Annotated in this window: 17 protein-coding genes; 11 read left to right on the top strand and 6 right to left on the bottom strand. The window is 60.8% G+C overall.

What is annotated here, in order from left to right; all coding sequences use genetic code 11:
- Nucleotides 1-53: 53 nt before the first annotated feature.
- The 5 genes from AC07S6_RS21960 to AC07S6_RS21940 are packed head-to-tail and all read right to left on the bottom strand — an operon-like array spanning nt 54 to nt 3,401.
- Nucleotides 54-758: a fimbria/pilus chaperone family protein gene (locus AC07S6_RS21960; RefSeq protein WP_495113045.1), complete on the bottom strand. Its 705-nt coding sequence runs from the start codon at nt 756-758 to the stop codon at nt 54-56.
- A gap of 27 nt (nt 759-785) precedes the next feature.
- Nucleotides 786-1,469 (bottom strand): DUF1120 domain-containing protein, encoded by a 684-nt coding sequence (locus AC07S6_RS21955; RefSeq protein ID WP_495113044.1) that lies wholly within the window; start codon nt 1,467-1,469, stop codon nt 786-788.
- 3 nt (nt 1,470-1,472) lie between these two features.
- On the bottom strand, nt 1,473-2,093 hold the full coding sequence (locus AC07S6_RS21950; protein WP_019817636.1) for a DUF1120 domain-containing protein: 621 nt from the start codon (nt 2,091-2,093) through the stop codon (nt 1,473-1,475).
- A 12-nt stretch (nt 2,094-2,105) separates the two neighbouring features.
- Nucleotides 2,106-2,720 carry a DUF1120 domain-containing protein gene (locus AC07S6_RS21945; protein ID WP_495113043.1) on the bottom strand — a complete coding sequence of 205 codons (615 nt, stop codon included), beginning with the start codon at nt 2,718-2,720 and terminating at the stop codon, nt 2,106-2,108.
- Nucleotides 2,721-2,765: 45 nt separating this feature from the next.
- The gene (locus AC07S6_RS21940; protein WP_495113042.1) at nt 2,766-3,401 is read right to left on the bottom strand and encodes a DUF1120 domain-containing protein; all 636 of its coding nucleotides are present in this window, start codon (nt 3,399-3,401) and stop codon (nt 2,766-2,768) included.
- A gap of 341 nt (nt 3,402-3,742) precedes the next feature.
- Between AC07S6_RS21940 and AC07S6_RS21935 the strand changes: the two genes are divergently transcribed.
- The 7 genes from AC07S6_RS21935 (at nt 3,743) to dacB (ending at nt 11,335) form a co-directional block, all read left to right on the top strand.
- Nucleotides 3,743-4,561 (top strand): response regulator, encoded by an 819-nt coding sequence (locus AC07S6_RS21935; RefSeq protein ID WP_495113041.1) that lies wholly within the window; start codon nt 3,743-3,745, stop codon nt 4,559-4,561.
- 198 nt (nt 4,562-4,759) lie between these two features.
- Complete coding sequence (locus AC07S6_RS21930; protein ID WP_495113040.1) at nt 4,760-5,395, top strand: response regulator; 636 nt, start codon at nt 4,760-4,762, stop codon at nt 5,393-5,395.
- A gap of 230 nt (nt 5,396-5,625) precedes the next feature.
- Complete coding sequence (locus tag AC07S6_RS21925) at nt 5,626-6,276, top strand: DUF1120 domain-containing protein (protein ID WP_495113039.1); 651 nt, start codon at nt 5,626-5,628, stop codon at nt 6,274-6,276.
- A gap of 100 nt (nt 6,277-6,376) precedes the next feature.
- A complete protein-coding gene (locus AC07S6_RS21920; protein WP_020301224.1) occupies nt 6,377-6,847 on the top strand; it encodes a nuclear transport factor 2 family protein in 471 nt (156 codons plus the stop codon).
- A 37-nt stretch (nt 6,848-6,884) separates the two neighbouring features.
- Complete coding sequence (locus tag AC07S6_RS21915; protein ID WP_495113038.1) at nt 6,885-7,166, top strand: GIY-YIG nuclease family protein; 282 nt, start codon at nt 6,885-6,887, stop codon at nt 7,164-7,166.
- Between the two features lie 127 nt (nt 7,167-7,293).
- Nucleotides 7,294-9,708 carry a TonB-dependent siderophore receptor gene (locus tag AC07S6_RS21910; protein WP_495113037.1) on the top strand — a complete coding sequence of 805 codons (2,415 nt, stop codon included), beginning with the start codon at nt 7,294-7,296 and terminating at the stop codon, nt 9,706-9,708.
- A 169-nt stretch (nt 9,709-9,877) separates the two neighbouring features.
- Nucleotides 9,878-11,335, top strand: a complete 1,458-nt coding sequence (gene dacB / locus AC07S6_RS21905; RefSeq protein ID WP_495113036.1) for a D-alanyl-D-alanine carboxypeptidase/D-alanyl-D-alanine endopeptidase — start codon at nt 9,878-9,880, stop codon at nt 11,333-11,335.
- Between the two features lies 1 nt (nt 11,336).
- Here dacB and AC07S6_RS21900 read toward each other — a convergent pair whose 3' ends face one another.
- Entirely contained in the window at nt 11,337-12,116 is a 780-nt protein-coding gene (locus AC07S6_RS21900) for an IclR family transcriptional regulator (protein WP_495113035.1), read from the bottom strand.
- Nucleotides 12,117-12,236: 120 nt separating this feature from the next.
- Between AC07S6_RS21900 and hmgA the strand changes: the two genes are divergently transcribed.
- The 4 genes from hmgA (at nt 12,237) to AC07S6_RS21880 (ending at nt 17,029) form a co-directional block, all read left to right on the top strand.
- The gene (gene hmgA / locus AC07S6_RS21895) at nt 12,237-13,520 is read left to right on the top strand and encodes a homogentisate 1,2-dioxygenase (RefSeq protein ID WP_020301221.1); all 1,284 of its coding nucleotides are present in this window, start codon (nt 12,237-12,239) and stop codon (nt 13,518-13,520) included.
- A gap of 3 nt (nt 13,521-13,523) precedes the next feature.
- Nucleotides 13,524-14,810, top strand: a complete 1,287-nt coding sequence (gene fahA, locus AC07S6_RS21890; protein ID WP_495113034.1) for a fumarylacetoacetase — start codon at nt 13,524-13,526, stop codon at nt 14,808-14,810.
- Nucleotides 14,811-14,822: 12 nt separating this feature from the next.
- On the top strand, nt 14,823-15,458 hold the full coding sequence (gene maiA, locus AC07S6_RS21885; RefSeq protein WP_495113033.1) for a maleylacetoacetate isomerase: 636 nt from the start codon (nt 14,823-14,825) through the stop codon (nt 15,456-15,458).
- A gap of 254 nt (nt 15,459-15,712) precedes the next feature.
- Nucleotides 15,713-17,029 (top strand): MFS transporter, encoded by a 1,317-nt coding sequence (locus AC07S6_RS21880; protein ID WP_490614162.1) that lies wholly within the window; start codon nt 15,713-15,715, stop codon nt 17,027-17,029.
- Nucleotides 17,030-17,123 lie beyond the last annotated feature (94 nt).

Here is a 17,123-nt window from a genome sequence, read left to right as displayed (position 1 = left end):
CGTCACTTCGTTATCCAGGCGTCGGTCGATGGTGCGACGCCTGTGGTTTTCCGTCAGAGGGTGATCGGTGCGTCGTAGGCCTTGACCGCAAAGCCATACACCGTGGCCGGCTGCAGCCTGACTGTGCTGGCCTGGCCACCGCTGGCCGGTACGCTGATGGCTTCGCCCGGCAGCACGTAGGTGCGCGGCAGCATGGCTTTGCCGTTACCTGGCAACAGCAGCAGCTCCTGCGCCAGGCGCACCACATAGGGCGTGTCATTGCGCACCTGCAACTGGCCGTCGCGCAGGGTCCAGGTCAGGTCGGTCCACGGTGTGCGGTTCGGCGCCAGGCCCTTGGGGTGCACGATTACCGGCAGGTTCTGGCGCACAGTCACGCCCACGCGGGCATGCCCGGCGGCAGTGGCGGCGCGACCTTGCGGCATGCCTTCGAACACGGCGCGTTTGAGCCGCTGGGTAAGCAGCGGCTGCTGGTTCTGCAGGATGAACCGCACCAGCTGGGATTTGGACGCCTCAACCCGTGACAGCGGCGGTGTCACCACCAGCAACGGTTCGGTGTCTTCTGGAATATCCAGTAGAGTCACATGCAGCAGCGCGAGCTGGCTGTCGGTGTTGGTCACCGACACGGCGGCTTCGCCCTCGGCTTCGTGCACGATCACCACTGAGGTGTCCGGCACCATGCCATCGGCTTTTACTTGAGCACCCAGCACCAGTAGCAGGGCGAGGAGGCCGACGGCGGTGTTTGAGCGTGTCAGGGTCATGACGGTTTCCATTAGACGATAGTTGGGTCAGAGGTAGCGCAAATCCAGCACGATGGAGCCGTCCAGAGGAACTTCCTGGTCCAGTGTCAGGTACTGCGAAAAGTTGATGGCCGTGTCCACCTGCAGCCTGACCAGCAACTGGCTGATGAACTCCGGCTGACGGTCACCGGGCGGCGCGAAGGCCATGTAGGAACGTGGGTAGGCATTGGGGTCTTGTGACCAGGTCTCGCCGCTGTTGATGGAGGCCAGTACCTGCAGCGGCTGTGAGTCGCCCAGGGCGTCGCGATAGGACAACGCTACGGAACCGAGACGCTCCTCAGGGGCGTGTATGTTTCTTCCCAGCCCATAGAAGTAGTCGGGCGCCAGTGACGACTCGGCACGATTGTCGATGCCCACCAGTGCAAACAGCATGGGCCGGGCGCACAGCACGTGCAGATCAAGCATCTGGCTGGGCAGCACGGTGAACTCGTCGACGTTGAGGCTGTGGGACGGGATCTTGCCGTGATCGACAATGCCCTCGTTCGTCAGCTCGATATGACAGGCGTCCGGTGTGACCCGGCCGGTTACCGTGAGGTCGACGAACGAGCCCGCGTGTGCCTGGAACGCGATGAGCAGGCACAATACGGCGGCACAGAGACGGGCGGGTGCAGCCAACACAGGCATCGGCAGGCGCAGCCCATGCCTGTCAAGGTTCAAGGGATGGGCCGCCATGGGTTAAAGGTACTTCACTTCAAGGGTGGCGGAACCGTCGATGGTGACCTCATTGCTCAGGTCCAGGCCATCGGCGCGATTAATGATGGTTTGCACTTCCAGGTCGAGGCTCAGGTCCTTGACCGCCAGTGGCTGGGTGTCGTCATCCATCGCGGCGACTGACATGTACAGGCCTGGGTCCCAGAACTTTTCCCTGTACCAGGTATTACCTTGGTCGCCCGACGCAATCGGCTGCACCACGACGCCACCTTCGGCAACCGGATTGGCGAACGTCAGGATGTACCCGCCAAGCACCTGGGTCTCATTGATAAATCCAAGACCGTAACGTATCGAGCTGCCGGACGCTGCGCGGTTATCGATCGAGTGCAGAGCAAACTGGATCGGCGCGTCGCAATTGACCGCCATGCTCAGTGTGTTGTTGCCGATGACCGTATTTTTGTCCGGGTTCAGGTCCTTGGCGGAAATCTTGCCGTGGTCGATCACGCCACCACCGGACAGGCTCGGTGTACAGGCACTGGGCACGATCAGGCCTTTGACGGTCAGGTCAACGGTGGACGCGGCGAAGGTGGCGGCCGAGTTGAGCAGCAACAGGCTGGCGGCCAGGGTGGTCAAGCGGGTTTTCATGGTGCGGGCTCCTTAGAGGTAATTGACTTGCACAGTGGCGTGACCGTCGATGGGGACTTCGTCGGTAAGCGTCAGCTCGTTGGCGGGTGCAATGTGGGTGATCAGGCGTATCTCGGCGTCCAGTTCCTGGATCGCAATGGGGGTCACGTCGTCGTGGTTGGCGACCGCCGTTAGCAAGGTGTGACTGAGCATCACGGAGGGCATCCAGGTCGTGCCGCCATCCCTTGAAGTGATGGTGCGCACCGATACGTTGTCAGCCACCGGGTTATAGAGGCCAAGCCCGGCGTCGCCGACTTTTTCATCGTTGGCCGTGGTGCCCAGGCCGTGCCAGCTGAAGTGGCTGGCAGCCGTACCCGGGCGGTTATCGATGGTGTTGAGGGTAAAAAAAGTCGGCCCGTCGCAACGCACGCTCAAGCGCATGGTTTCCCTGGGCAAATCGGTATAGGTGTGGGTATTGAGGTCTTTGACCGACACCTTGCCGAAGTCGACAATGCCACCGCCGGAGACCACCGGGGCGCAGGCGCTGGGAGTGATGACGCCCTGGACCAGCAACTCGGTGTTGCTGTTGGCGAATGCTGGCGGGCAGAGCAGCAACATGCCTGTCAGGCTGAACGTGAGTACCTTCATGGTCGAGTGGATATCCTTGGGTGGGGTTAGAACTTCAAAAGAGAATTACAGGTACAACAGTTCCACGGTGGCGGAGCCGTCGATCGGTTGTTCCTGGGTCAGTGTCAACTCACCGGAAGGGGCGATGTAGGGTTGGATGATCAGGTCACTGCTCAATCTCGTCATTACGCTGGGTGCCCAGTTGCCGGTGGAGTCGTCGCCGAAAGCGGCGAGCCGTCCGCGCATCCAGATGGCGTCTTCGCTGTTGGCGTCCCAGGTGGCGCCGTTGTCTCTCGAGGCCAGCTTGGTAACCGGCAGGTTGTCCGCAACGTAGTGGGTGAGCAGCATCACAAAGTTGCCGAGCTTCTCTGTTTCATTAATCAAGCCCAGGCCAAACGAATAGCTGGCCTCGGTGCCCGAGCCTGGACGGTTATCGACGGCATTGAGGGCAAACCGTGTGGCAGCCTCACAGGCCACACCAAATTCAAGAGTGGTGATCGGCAGGGGCGTGGGCTCATTGCTGCGCAGATCCTTGGCGGCGATCTTGCCGTAGTCCGCCACGCCGCCCTGGCTCAGGCTCGGGGTGCAGGCGCTGGGGGTGATCAGGCCTTTGACGGTCAGGTCCACGCTGCTGGCGGCGAACGCGAGTGAAGTCATCGTGAGCAACAAAGCGCTGCTCAGCACGGATACAGAGATCTTCATTTCAATTTTCCATTGCAGGCTGGCAGGTGCAGGCGTATGCAGAGCAACCCTCGATCCGCGGTGGGGCAGATTGCTCAGTGACGCTCTGTCGATTTTGCGGTTGCGAGGAGTGGCAAACCGTCCCTCTTTTGGGGTGGGCACAATTTAGCCAGGGAGAGGGGCGGTTGAAATACAACTAATACGACATTGATCAGGTGCGGCGGTCGCCATGAATATGTGAGGTTTTTCGTAGTTGTTGTATCGGCTTTTAATTGCTCAAAAGGTTATTTGTTTGCGGTCGATAACATTCAAATGGATGTGGCGATTGCTGCTGTCGGATCAATAGTCACGAAGAGGTACTGATGGGTTCGCTTTCAGGTTCAACCGCAGGAGCGAGCCAGCCACTCAAACCGCAGATAACCGTGCCGCGTCATTGGCAACAGTTGAATATTCTGGTCGTAGAGGACCATTCAGCCTACCGCTTGTTACTGGGGTGGCTGTTGCACAAGCTGGGGCTGGGACACGAACTGGTCGCCGACGGGTTCATGGGGCTGGTGGCCCTTACCAGTCGGCCCTTTGACTTGGTGATCAGCGACTGTCAGATGCCATTCATGGACGGTTACAGCATGGCCCGCGCCATCCGCCAGCGTGAGCGCAACCATGGGTTCAAGCGTGTGCCGATCATTGCCTTGACCGCCAATTTGCAGAACGACAGCCCTCAGCGATGTCTCGACGCCGGAATGGATGCCTGGCTGCTCAAACCGCTGACTCTTGAGCAATTGCATGCCCTATTGGTGCGCTGGTTGCCAGGCTGCGATGTCTCCCAACCCGACCAGGAGGGCATTGTGCCGGTTGCCAGTTGGCCAACCCGTGCCGCGTTGGTTGCCACGTTCGGCAGCGACGTGGTCGTTGATTCGTTGCTCGAAAGCTTGCTGGTCGAAGCGTGGGAGGACCATCGTGTCTTGCGTCATGCCTGTTCGACCCTGAACGCATCGCTGGCCGCCGAGCGCCTTCATCGCTTGGTGGGTAGTCTGGTGTTCCTGGGTGGCTCCGACCTTGAATCCACGGCTACGCAGTTGATCAGGCAAGTACAGACCGATGGTGTTGCAATGCACGCCAGGCATTTGGAAATGTTCCAGGCACGCTTGTGTGCGTGTCTGGAGTACTTATCCAGCATTTGAAGGGCTAACCCGCTGGGCTGTAAGCACGGCTGGCGGTCTAGTTTTGGTTGTAGGTATTTTCCTATTATGTTGTAGTCCAAAAATTACCCACTACTGAATATTGGGCGCGGCTGCAAGCAGCTCTTTGTTAGCAGTTGTTGATGGGCGCTGGCGGGGGTATTTTGCGCGGGTCCAAGTTGCCATCATGCGTGGGTATCTATGCTTCGAGTAATTATTGCTGACGATCATCCTATTGTCCGAGTCGGGCAGAAAGTCGTGATTGAGGCGAATGGCAAGTGCAAAGTGGTGGGTGAGGCCGACGGTCCTGATCAGTTGCTTGGGGTATTGAGCACCACCCCGTGCGATGTGCTCGTCACGGACTTCGCCATGCCGGGCGGCCAGCACGCTGACGGTTATGGTTTGTTGGGGCTGCTGCATCGCCAGTATCCGAAGTTGCCGGTGATTCTGGTGACCATGTTCGCGAACGTCGCCACCTTGCGTGCTTCCTTCGCCCATGGGGCCAAGGCCGTCGTCGCCAAAAGCGCTTCAGCCAAGGAGTTGCCCTTGGCCATAAAGGCCGTGTGTGCCGGGCAGACCTTTGCCAGCGAATGCCTGCGAGTGCAAATGATCGAGGCGGGCACAGGCGATCAATCCCAGGAGCCGCAGTTGTCCGGCAAGGAGCGCGAGGTGGTGCGGATGCTGGCCAGTGGCATGACCGTCAGCCAGATCGCCGCCCAGGTCAACCGCAGTATTTCAACGATCAGCAAGCAAAAAAGCACTGCCATGCAACGGCTGAGTATTTCCACCGACGTTGATTTGTTTGCTTATGCCCGACATACCGGCATGGTGCCTTAGAATATTTCAGTTTTATGACGGTCGCTCATAACTAAGCGGTTCTGCTTCAAGTCGTATTAGTTGTATGGGGTTTGAGCAGGACGATATTTAAAGTGTCGGTAATGTCTTGGCTTTATATGCGAAGACATTACGAAAACCCTAGTCTATTAGATGAGTCGAACGTGCAGGTCGACGGTATAGGTACGTACCTGATTGCCCTGTTGGTTGAACGACCGTAAGTGAGCATTGATATGCAATTATCCACCTTAACTATCGCCGCGGCTTTATGCTTCGTTGCAGCCTCCAATGTATATGCCGCGTCCAGCGTGGACCTGCGGGTGACGGGAACCATAACCCCGGCAGCTTGTACACCGGCCTTGTCCAGCGGCGGGATCGTGGATCATGGAAAAATCTCGTTCCAGGATCTCAACCCACAGGGGTTGACTCCTTTGCCTGACGCGACACTGATATTGGAAGTCAGTTGCGACGCAGCGGCGTTGATGGCCGTCAAGGCCACGGATAATCGCCTCGGGAGCGCCGTTCCCGTTTATCCCTCGCAGCCGGTGGAACTCAGCCATTTCGGCTTGGGGCTGACTTCGGATGGCAATAAAATTGGCCGATATGCCCTGAAAACCGACAATGTTTCAGCGGACGGTGTGGCACGTGGAGTGATCGAGTCCGTCACGGGCGAGACCTGGGTCGAGGCCTGGACCACGGTCTGGCAGCCGGGTTGGATGCGTACGGTTAACGACGGGCAAGGTGGAGCACCGTTGCCGGTGCCGCTGCAGAACCTCAAGGCTGACTTGATTGTGTCCACCTGGATCGCAAACAGGGCCACACTGCCTTCTGCTGAGGAAATTCAGATCGACGGCAGCGCTACACTGGATATCGTCTATCTCTAAGTCATGCAGGCAAGCTTGTTTTTGTCATGAATGACCATGGTCTTCACGGCCTGCACGGACTATCGTGCAGGCCTGACAAGCATTCTTCCGGAGCCTGCCCATGAGTGACGCCCACAACGCCCTGATCACCCAGTTCTACAGCGCCTTCCAGCGGCTGGATGCCGAAGCCATGGCGGCCTGCTACACCGACGATGTGCTGTTCAGCGACCCGGCATTTGGCGAATTGCGCGGTCGGGATGCCGGCGACATGTGGCGCATGCTCACCACGCGAGCCAAGGACTTTTCCCTGGTATTCGATCAAGTGCGCAGCGATGACACGGGTGGCAGCGCCCACTGGGTGGCGACGTATCTGTTCAGTGCGACGGGCAATACGGTGGTCAACGATATCCAGGCGCGGTTCGTGTTTCGCGACGGCAAGATCTGCGAGCATCACGACCATTTTGACCTGTGGCGTTGGTCGCGCCAGGCCTTGGGTGCCAAGGGCCTGTTGCTGGGGTGGACGCCGCTGGTGAAAAACGCCGTGCGCGCGCAGGCCAATAAAGGCCTGAAGGTATTTCAGAGCGGGCGTTGATAGACTGGGCGCTCCCTTGCGTTAACCGAATCAACTTGTGAATACTCCTGAGCCAAAACCCTGGTTTGTCTATTTGGTGCGCGCCGCCAATGGTTCGTTGTATTGCGGCATCAGCAACGACCCTTTGCGCCGGTTTGCCAAGCACCAGAGCGGCAAGGGTGCGCGTTTTTTCCTCTCCAGCCCTGCGGTGGCGCTGGTGTACACCGAGCAATGCGAGAGCAAAGGCGAAGCGCTGCGTCAGGAACGCTTGATCAAGAAGTTGAAAAAGAGCGCCAAGGAGTGCCTGGCGACAAGTGGCTCCCCCACCAACGCCTCCTGAGGACGCGAGGGCGGCTAAACAAAATTATTTGCATAAAAAGGTGAGGTAAACCCTCGGCCCATCCGTGTAATGCTTGAAACTGCGATCTATTCGCATTAACAGCGTTTTTCACACGGGTTCTCACAGCATGAAGTCGACGGCGGGCGGTTGGATCAAACAGTGGCTGGGAGCCTCGGCATTAGCGGTATCGGGGCTGGCGTTGTTGCCGCTTGGCATTGCCCAGGCGCAGGAGCAGCAAAGCGCTCAATTCAAGTTTGCCCTGGCGGCCAAGCCATTGCCCCAGGCGCTGAGCGAGTTCAGCCGGATCACCGGTATCAGCGTGATCTACACCGATGAAGCGCCCTACGGCCTCAATGCCCCGGCGGTCAGCGGGCCGATGACTGCAAGCCAGGCGCTGCAACGCCTGTTGAGCCAGTCCGGCTTCACCTTCCGCCAGATCGACGCCCGCACCCTGGCGCTGGAGCCGGTGCCTACAGACGGCGCGGTCAACCTCGGCGCTACCACCATCAGCGGCGCCAACCTCACCCAGGACAGCACCAGCTACCAACCGCCGCCGACCAGTTCGGTGATGCGCTCCCATGGGCTGCTGCTGGAAACCCCGCAGACCGTCAACGTGGTGCCTGCTCAAGTGCTGCGCGACCAGCAACCGCGCAACCTGGATGACGCGCTGGGCAATATCAGCGGTATCACCCAGACAAACACCCTCGGCAGCACCCAGGATGCGGTGATGTTGCGCGGATTTGGCGACAACCGTAACGGCTCGATCATGAAGGATGGTATGCCGGTGGTGCAGGGCCGTGCCTTGAATGCGACGGCCGAGCGCGTCGAAGTGCTCAAGGGCCCGTCGTCGCTGTTGTATGGCATCCAGGACCCAGGCGGTGTGGTCAATATCGTCAGCAAAAAGCCTGAGCTGGTGCAGTCCACCTCCCTGACCGCACGCGGTTCGACCTTCGGCAGCGGCAAGAACGGCAGCGGCGGTAACCTCGACACCACAGGCCCCCTGGGTGACAGCGGCCTGGCTTATCGCCTGATCGTCGACCATGAAGACGAAGACTACTGGCGCAACTACGGCATCCACCGCGAGACCCTGGTGGCGCCGTCCCTGGCCTGGTATGGCGACACCACCCAAGTGCTGCTGGCCTATGAGCACCGCGAATTTCTCGCACCGTTCGACCGTGGCACCGCCATCGACCCCAAGACCAACCATCCGTTGAACATCTCCGCCACCCGCCGTCTGGATGAACCGTTCAACAATATGGAAGGGCGCTCCGATCTGTACCGCCTGACTGTCGATCATGATCTGAACGACGACTGGAAAGCCCACTTCGGCTACAGCTGGAACCGCGAGACCTACGACGCCAGCCAGGTGCGCGTGGTCAAGGTCAACACCAACGGCACCCTGACCCGCAGCATGGACGGCACTCAGGGCGCACTGACCACCGACCGCTTCGCCACCGCCAGCCTCGAAGGCAAGGTAGATGTCGCAGGTATGCGGCACGACCTGGTGTTCGGCCTGGACGATGAGTACCGCAAGATCTACCGCGCCGACCTGATCCGCCAGGCACCGCGAGGCACCTTTGATTACACCAACCCGGTATACGGCAACGAAGTCGCCGGTTCCAAAGTCAGCGCGCCGGACAGCAACCAGACCGACCTTTTGCGCAGCGATTCGCTGTTCTTCCAGGATGCTATCCACCTCAACGAGCAATGGATTCTGGTCGGCGGTGCGCGCTACCAGATGTACGACCAATACGCCGGCAAAGGCGTGCCGTTCACCGCCAACACCGACGGCAATGGCCAGAAGTGGGTGCCGCGGGCTGGGCTGGTGTATCGCTATAGCGATGAACTGTCGTTTTATGGCAGCTATACCGAGTCGTTCAAGCCCAACTCCACCATCGCGCCACTGGCCAATAAAACCGTGTTGAACGGCAGTTTGCAGCCGGAAGAATCCAAGGCCTGGGAATTGGGTACCAAGTTCGACCTGCCGGGGCGCATCACTGCCAGTGCGGCGCTGTTCACCATCGATAAACGCAACGTGTTGGTGCAGGTGGGCGAGGGCCTGACCTCGGAGTACAGCGTGGCCGGCAAGGTGCGCTCTCGCGGCCTGGAGCTGGATGCCAGCGGCCAGCTGACGGATAAGTGGAGCCTGATCGGCAGCTATGCCTACACCGATGCCGAGGTCACCGAAGACCCTAAGCTCAAAGGCAATCGCCTGCAGAATGTGGCAAAAAGCACCGGCTCGTTGTCGGCGGTGTATGACTTCGGCAGCATCCTGGGCGGTGATCAACTGCGCGTCGGCGCCGGGGCGCGTTATGTCGGCGAGCGGGCAGGGGACGCGGCCAACAGTTTCGAGCTGCCCAGCTACACCGTGGCCGATGTGTTCGCCAGCTACGACACCAAGCTTGAGGGGCAGAAGGTCAAGTTCCAGCTCAACGTGAAAAACCTGTTCGACCGTACCTACTACACGTCCTCGGTGAATACGCAGTTTGTGTCCATGGGCGATGCGCGGCAGGTGTCGGTGTCCAGCACCTTGACCTTCTGATTCATTTATCTGTGGGAGCTGGCTTGCCTGCGATGGCATCGACCGGGTTTGCCTGATACACCGAGTTGTCTGCATCGCAGGCAAGCCAGCTCCCACAGGAAAGCGGTCGCCACATTGATAGCGAGCTGTTAGCGTTGCCGCCATTGCATGCTTATGGAAAACGCTACTGATGTACTTTGGAAAATGGCTACGCACCGGCACCCTGCTGGTCGGTTTGAGTTTTTTACTGGGCGGCTGCGCCAGCGTCTCTCAAACTTCCACGCCGGCAACCCTGGATAAACTGCTGAGCGATCCGGCGCTGCAAGGTGCTACGGTCTCGCTGATGGTACGTGACGCCCGCACGGGCTCCACGCTGTATCAGCACAACCCACGCACCCGGTTGGTGCCCGCGTCCAACCTCAAGTTGTTGACCACGGCGGCGGCCATGGATGTGCTGGGGCCGCAATACCGCTTCGCCACCCAACTGCTGAGCAACGGCATACGCCAGGGCGACCGCCTGACCGGCAACCTGTACCTGCGTGGCCTGGGCGACCCGAGCATTCAGTTTGCCGACTACCAGGCGCTGGCCGCGCAGTTGGCCAGCCAGGGTGTACGCCAGGTACAGGGCGATCTGGTGTTCGACGACACCTGGTTCGATGCCGAGCGATTGGGGGTGGATTGGTCCCATGACGATGAAACCACCTACTACGGCGCGCAGATTTCGGCGCTGACTGTGGCACCCAATGCGGACTTTGATGCAGGCAGTGTGCTGGTCACGGCCAAGGCGCCGTTACGGGCCGGCACCCCGGTGAGTGTCGATATTTTCCCGCCTACTGATTACCTGCAACTGAGCAACCGTGCCATCAGTGGGCCGGGCAACAGCTATGGAATCAATCGCCGTCACGGCACCAACCTGTTGCAACTCAGCGGCGCAGTGGCGCCGGGAAAGCAGAGCCAGCAATTGGTCAGCGTCTGGGAGCCAACGCAACTGGTCGCGAATCTGTTTGAACAAGCCTTGGCGCAACAGGGCGTCACCGTACTGGGGCGTCGGGTGATGGGCGGGGCAAGCCCGACGGCGGTAACGGTGCTGGCCGAGCACCAATCGGCGCCGTTACAGGATTTGATCACGCCGTTGCTCAAGCTTTCGAACAACAACATGTCCGAAGCCTTGCTCAAGGCCATGGGGCGCCAGACCGCCAATAGCGGCACGGCAGCGGCGGGCGCTGTGGCGGTGGCCGGGTTCCTCAAGCGCCAGGGGCTGGCCACCGCCACGTTCAACCAGGTCGACGGCTCCGGCCTGTCACGGCGCAACCTGGTGTCGTCGCAAACCCTCACCGACCTGTTGCTGGCCGCCAGCAAACAGCCGTGGTTCGACGCCTGGTACAACGCGCTGCCGATTGCCGGCAACACCGACCGCATGACCGGCGGCAGCCTGCGCTATCGTCTGCGCGACACGCAGGCGCAAAACAACCTTCACGCCAAGACCGGCTCCATGGGCGGCGTGTCGTCATTGAGTGGTTACATCACCGACGCCGGCGGGCGCAAGCTGGTGTTTTCGATGCTGACCAACAACTACGTGGTGGCCGGCGCCCAGGTCAAGGCGCTCGAGGATCGCGTGGCGGTGGCGCTGGCGCGCAGCGACGAGTGATTCAGGGCTGATAGCCCATCCGCCAACTCACGGCCCGGGTCGCCGCCAGCAAGTGCTGCGCCGCCGGGCCATCTTCATCGGCATGGAACAGCGAGGTTGGGCCGACCACGGTCATCACCGCCGCCACGTGCCCGACCGCATTGAACACCGGCGCCGACAACGCATCCACGCCGGGCATCAGCAGGCCATGTACAAAGTGCAGGCCACGGCGGCGGATTTGCTCGCACACGCTGGCATAGGCCTGATCGTCCGCCAAGGTGTGAGCGGTGCCGGCTTGAACCTCGCGTTCGCGCAGCTCCACGGTTTCCCGCGACGGCAAGTAGGCGCTGAACACCAACCCGGTGGACGAACTGAGCAGCGGCAACACCGAGCCCAACTGCGTCACCACGGTGACGGCGCGCACCGCCGGCTCAATCTGCACCACGGTCGCGCCCTGGTTGCCCCACACCGCCAGAAAGCAGGTTTCGTTCAATTCATCGCGCAGTTCGGCCAGGGGCATGGCGCCGACTTTCAACACATCCATGCTGCCCAGCGCCGCCAGCCCCACTCGCAATGCCTCCCGGCCCAGGCCGTAATGGTTGGTGGCTGCGTTCTGTTCGGCAAAACCCGACGCGATCAGGGCCTGCAAATAGCGGTGCACCTTGCTCGCCGGCATCTGCACATGTTCGGCCAGGCGTGACAACGAGGTGGCCGGGGACAGTTCGGCCAGGGCCTTGAGGATATCGGTGCCGACTTCCGCCGAGCGGACTTTCTGTTTACCGGTGTCGCGGGGCTTTTCCATGGAAGGGCGAGAATCCGAGAGATGAATGGGCGTCTTTATAGCTTGACGGTCGATAGTGATCAAATTACGTTATGCGTAACTGGATTACGATAAATATAACTGACCCTCAGAGGACGATCCATGAACCTCGAATACCTGTCGGGCTTCGGCAATGAATTCGCCAGCGAAGCCTTGCCCGGCGCGCTGCCGGTTGGCCAGAACTCGCCGCAGAAAGCCCCTTACGGCCTCTACACCGAACTGTTTTCCGGCACCGCCTTCACCATGGCCCGCAGCGAAGCCCGTCGCACCTGGCTGTACCGCATCCAGCCGTCGGCCAATCACCCGGCATTCGTCAAGCTTGCGCGGCAATTGGCCGGTGGCCCGTTGGGCGCGGTCACGCCGAATCGCTTGCGTTGGAACCCGTTGGATATCCCGAGTGAGCCGACGGACTTTATCGACGGCCTGGTGGGCATGGTCGCCAATTCGGGGGCGGAAAAACCAGCGGGCATCAGCATCTATAATTACCGCGCCAACCGCTCCATGGAGCGCGTGTTCTTCAATGCCGACGGCGAACTGCTGATCGTCCCCGAGCAGGGCCGCCTGCGCATCGCCACCGAACTGGGCGTGCTGGATGTCGAGCCGCTGGAAATTGTCGTGCTGCCTCGTGGTCTCAAGTTCCGTATCGAGCTGCTGGATGCGCAAGCACGCGGTTACGTCGCCGAGAACCACGGCGCCCCGCTGCGTCTGCCTGACCTGGGGCCGATTGGCAGCAACGGCCTGGCCAACCCCCGCGACTTTCTTACGCCGGTGGCCCGCTACGAAGACCTCAAGCAACCGACTACGCTGGTACAGAAGTTCCTCGGCGAACTGTGGGCCTGCGAGCTGGACCATTCACCGCTCAACGTGGTCGCCTGGCACGGCAACAATGTGCCGTACAAATACGACCTGCGTCGCTTCAACACCATTGGCACGGTGAGTTTCGATCATCCGGACCCGTCGATCTTCACCGTGCTGACCTCGCCCACCAGCGTGCATGGCCTGGCCAACCTCGACTTCGTGATCTTCCCGCCGCGCTGGATGGTGGCCGAGAACACCTTCCGGCCGCCGTGGTTCCATCGCAACCTGATGAACGAATACATGGGCCTGATCCAGGGTGCCTACGATGCCAAGGCCGAAGGCTTTCTGCCGGGCGGCGCATCGCTGCACAGTTGCATGAGCGCCCACGGCCCGGATGGCGAGACCTGCACCAAGGCCATCAACGCTGACCTTGCGCCGCACAAGATCGATAACACCATGGCGTTCATGTTCGAGACCAGCCAAGTGCTGCGCCCGACCCAGTTCGCCCTGGAGTGCCCACAACTGCAACCTGCGTATGACGCGTGCTGGGCCGCGCTGCCCGCCACCTTCAACCCGAACCGGAGATAACCCATGACTCAACCAACGCAGACCCGCAGCTGGGTATCCTCGGCCAACGGCCACGCCGATTTCCCCCTGCAGAACTTGCCCCTGGGCGTGTTCAGTATCAATGGCTCGGCACCGCGCAGTGGCGTGGCGATTGGCGATGCGATTCTCGACCTGCATGCCGCACTGGACGCGTTTGAGGGCGAAGCCCGACGCGCCGTCGAAGCCACTGCGGGCGGGCAGTTGAACGCGTTTTTCGAACTGGGCCGTGGCCCTCGCGTTGCCCTGCGCGAGCGCCTGCTGGAACTACTGGCCGAAGGCAGCGAGCTGCAAAACCGCGAAGCGCACGTGCTGCACCGTGCCGCCGATTGCCAGATGCACCTGCCGGCCAAGATCAATGACTACACCGACTTCTACGTCGGCATCGAGCACGCGCAAAACGTCGGCAAGTTGTTCCGCCCCGATAACCCGCTGTTGCCGAACTACAAATACGTGCCGATTGGTTACCATGGCCGTGCCTCGACCATTCGTCCCTCAGGTACAGAGGTGCGACGCCCTAAAGGCCAGACCCTGCCGGCCGGCCAGACCGAACCGACCTTTGGCCCCTGCGCGCGCCTGGACTATGAGTTGGAGCTGGGCATCTGGATCGGCCAGGGCAATGCCATGGGCGATGCGATTGCCATTGGCGATGCCGCCGAGCATATCGCCGGTTTCTGCCTGCTCAACGACTGGTCGGCGCGGGATATCCAGGCCTGGGAGTACCAGCCGCTGGGGCCGTTCTTGTCGAAAAGCTTTATCACCAGCATCTCGCCGTGGGTGGTGACTGCCGAAGCCCTGGAGCCCTTCCGCAAAGCTCAGCCGCCGCGCCCTGATGGTGATCCGCAACCGCTGCCCTACCTGCTGGATAAACGTGATCAGAACGCGGGCGCCTTTGATATCGAACTGGAAGTGCTGCTCACCACGGCCTCGATGCGTGAGCAAAACCTGCCCGCCCATCGCCTGACCTTGAGCAACACCGAACATATGTACTGGACCGTGGCACAAATGGTGGCGCACCACAGCGTCAATGGCTGCCAGTTGCAGGCCGGCGACCTGTTTGGTTCGGGCACGTTGTCTGGCCCGCAGCCGGGGCAGTTTGGCAGCCTGTTGGAGATTACCGAAGGCGGTAAAAAGCCGATTGAACTGGCTTCCGGCGAGGTGCGCAAATTCCTCGAGGATGGCGACGAAATCATCCTGCGTGCCCGTTGCAGCCGCGAGGGCTTTGCCTCCATCGGCTTCGGCGAATGCCGCGGTACCGTGGTCGCGGCGCGCTGAGAGGGCAGGGCCATGGAACTCTATACTTACTACCGTTCTACCGCGTCGTATCGAGTACGTATTGCCCTGGCCCTCAAAGGCCTGGATTTCACCGCGCTGCCGGTCAACCTGCTGGTGCCGGCAGGCGGCGCCAACCGCCAGCCTGAATACCTGGCGATCAACCCCCAAGGGCGGGTGCCGGCATTGCGTACTGATGAAGGGGCGTTGCTGATCCAGTCACAGGCGATCATTGAGTACCTGGAGGAGCGTTATCCCCAGGTGCCGTTGCTCTCCAAAGACCTGGTAGCGCGCGCTCATGAGCGGGCGGTGGCGTCGATCATCGCCTGTGATATCCACCCGTTGCATAACTCCAGTACCCAGAACTTGCTGCGCAAGTGGGGGCACGATGAGGCGCAATTGCTGGAGTGGATCGGACACTGGATCAGCCAGGGCCTGGGCGCGGTGGAGCAGTTGATTGGCGACACCGGGTTTTGCTTTGGCGAGCAGCCGGGCTTGGCCGATGCGTTTCTAATTCCACAGCTGTACGCGGCCGAGCGTTTCAAGGTGCCCTTGGCGGCGTACCCACGCATTGGGCGGGTGGCGGGGTTGGCGGCCCAACATCCGGCCTTCGTGCAGGCCCATCCCGCCAGTCAGCCTGATACACCCTAGGACCCCTGTGGGACGGGGGGGAAGCCCCAATGCCGTTCAGTTAAGCGAGCGCAATGCTCACAGCCATGAAGATCAAATGTGGGAGCTGGCTTGCCTGCGAAAGCGTTAGTGCAGTGGCAGATGCGGTGACTGACACACCGCCTTCGCGGGCAAGCCCGCTCCCACAGGGGATTCGCGCTTAACTGACTGGCATTGGGGTAAACCCCTGCCACATTTGATCGCGCCAACCTAATAAAAAATAAAGGTACCTTGCGATGCACAATCAGATTGCCAGCTTTCGTGCGGCACTCGACGCCCGTCCGGTGTCGCGCTACCAATGGTTGATTCTCCTGCTGCTGGCACTGCTACTGGTCACCGATGGCTATGACGCTCAGGTGCTGGGCTATGTAGTGCCGGCGCTGGCCCAGGATTGGGGCCTGGAAAAGTCCGCGTTTGGCCCCGTGTTCAGCGCCAACCTGCTGGGCCTCACCCTGGGCTCGCTGCTGGTGACACCGCTGGCGGATCGGTTCGGCGTGCGACGTATCCTGCTGGCATGCGTGCTGATCTACGCCAGCCTCACGGTACTGATGGTGTTCGCCAATTCTCTGACCACGTTGATGGCGGCGCGGTTTATCTGCGGCATTGGCATGGGCGGCGCGATGCCCAGTGCCATGGCATTGATGTCTGAATACTCGCCGCCGCGGATGCGCACCTTGATGGTGACCCTGGCGGCCTGCGGCTTCTCGTTCGGCGGCGCGGCAGGCGGCTTTGTGGCGGCCGGGTTTATCGATGGTTTTGGTTGGCAGGCGGTGTTCCTGGCGGGTGGTGTGACGCCGCTGCTGCTGTTCCCGTTCCTGGTGTGGCTGTTGCCCGAATCCTTGCCGCGCCTGTTGCGCGATGCGCCGCCGTATCTGCGTTTGCGCAAAGTCACGGCGCGGATGCTGCCCGACTGGCAACCGCCACCGGCGACCGAAGCGGAAAACTTGCAGGAGCAGGGCAGCAAACTGACGGTGGTGGAGCTGTTTCGCAACGGCTACGCGCGCCCGACGCTGCTGATCTGGGCGACCTTTTTTGTCAGCCTGATCCTGCTGTATTTCATGATCAGTTGGTTGCCGTCGCTATTGCTCGAAAGCGGCCTGGCGTTGAACGAAGCCAACCTGGTCACCTCCATGTTCCTGTTCGCCGGCACCTTGGGCGCCATTCTCATGGCCTGGTTTGCCGACCGCCTGAAAAGCAAAGTACGGTTGCTGTCCGGCGTGCTGGCGGCGGCAGCGTTGTGCACCGTCCTGCTGGGCTTGAACCACGACAACCCACGCTACCTGGTGGCCTGCGTGTTCGCTGCCGGGTTCTGCATCATCGGCGGGCAACTGACCCTCAATGCCTTCGCGAGCAACTTCTACCCGGCGCACGTGCGCGCCACCGGTACGGGCTGGGCGTTGGGTGTGGGGCGGTTCGGGTCGATTCTGGGGCCGCTGTTTGGCAGCCTGTTGTTGGCGATGCATATACCGGTCGAGCAGATTTTCTTTTTTTGCGCGATTCCGGCGGTGATTGCAGCGTTGCTGATTATTCAAGTGCGGGCGCCTTCACTGTAGGAGCGAGCTTGCTCACGAAGGCCGCAAGGACAGCGCGTTAAACCAGGATGCCTGCGTTATCGTTGACGTTCTTCGCGAGCAAGCTCGCTCCTAC

The sequence above is a fragment of the Pseudomonas sp. GW821-FHT07B01 genome, from assembly GCF_059419065.1.
Note: the sequence above shows the minus strand (reverse complement) of the source record. Positions and strands in the feature narration are given on the sequence as shown.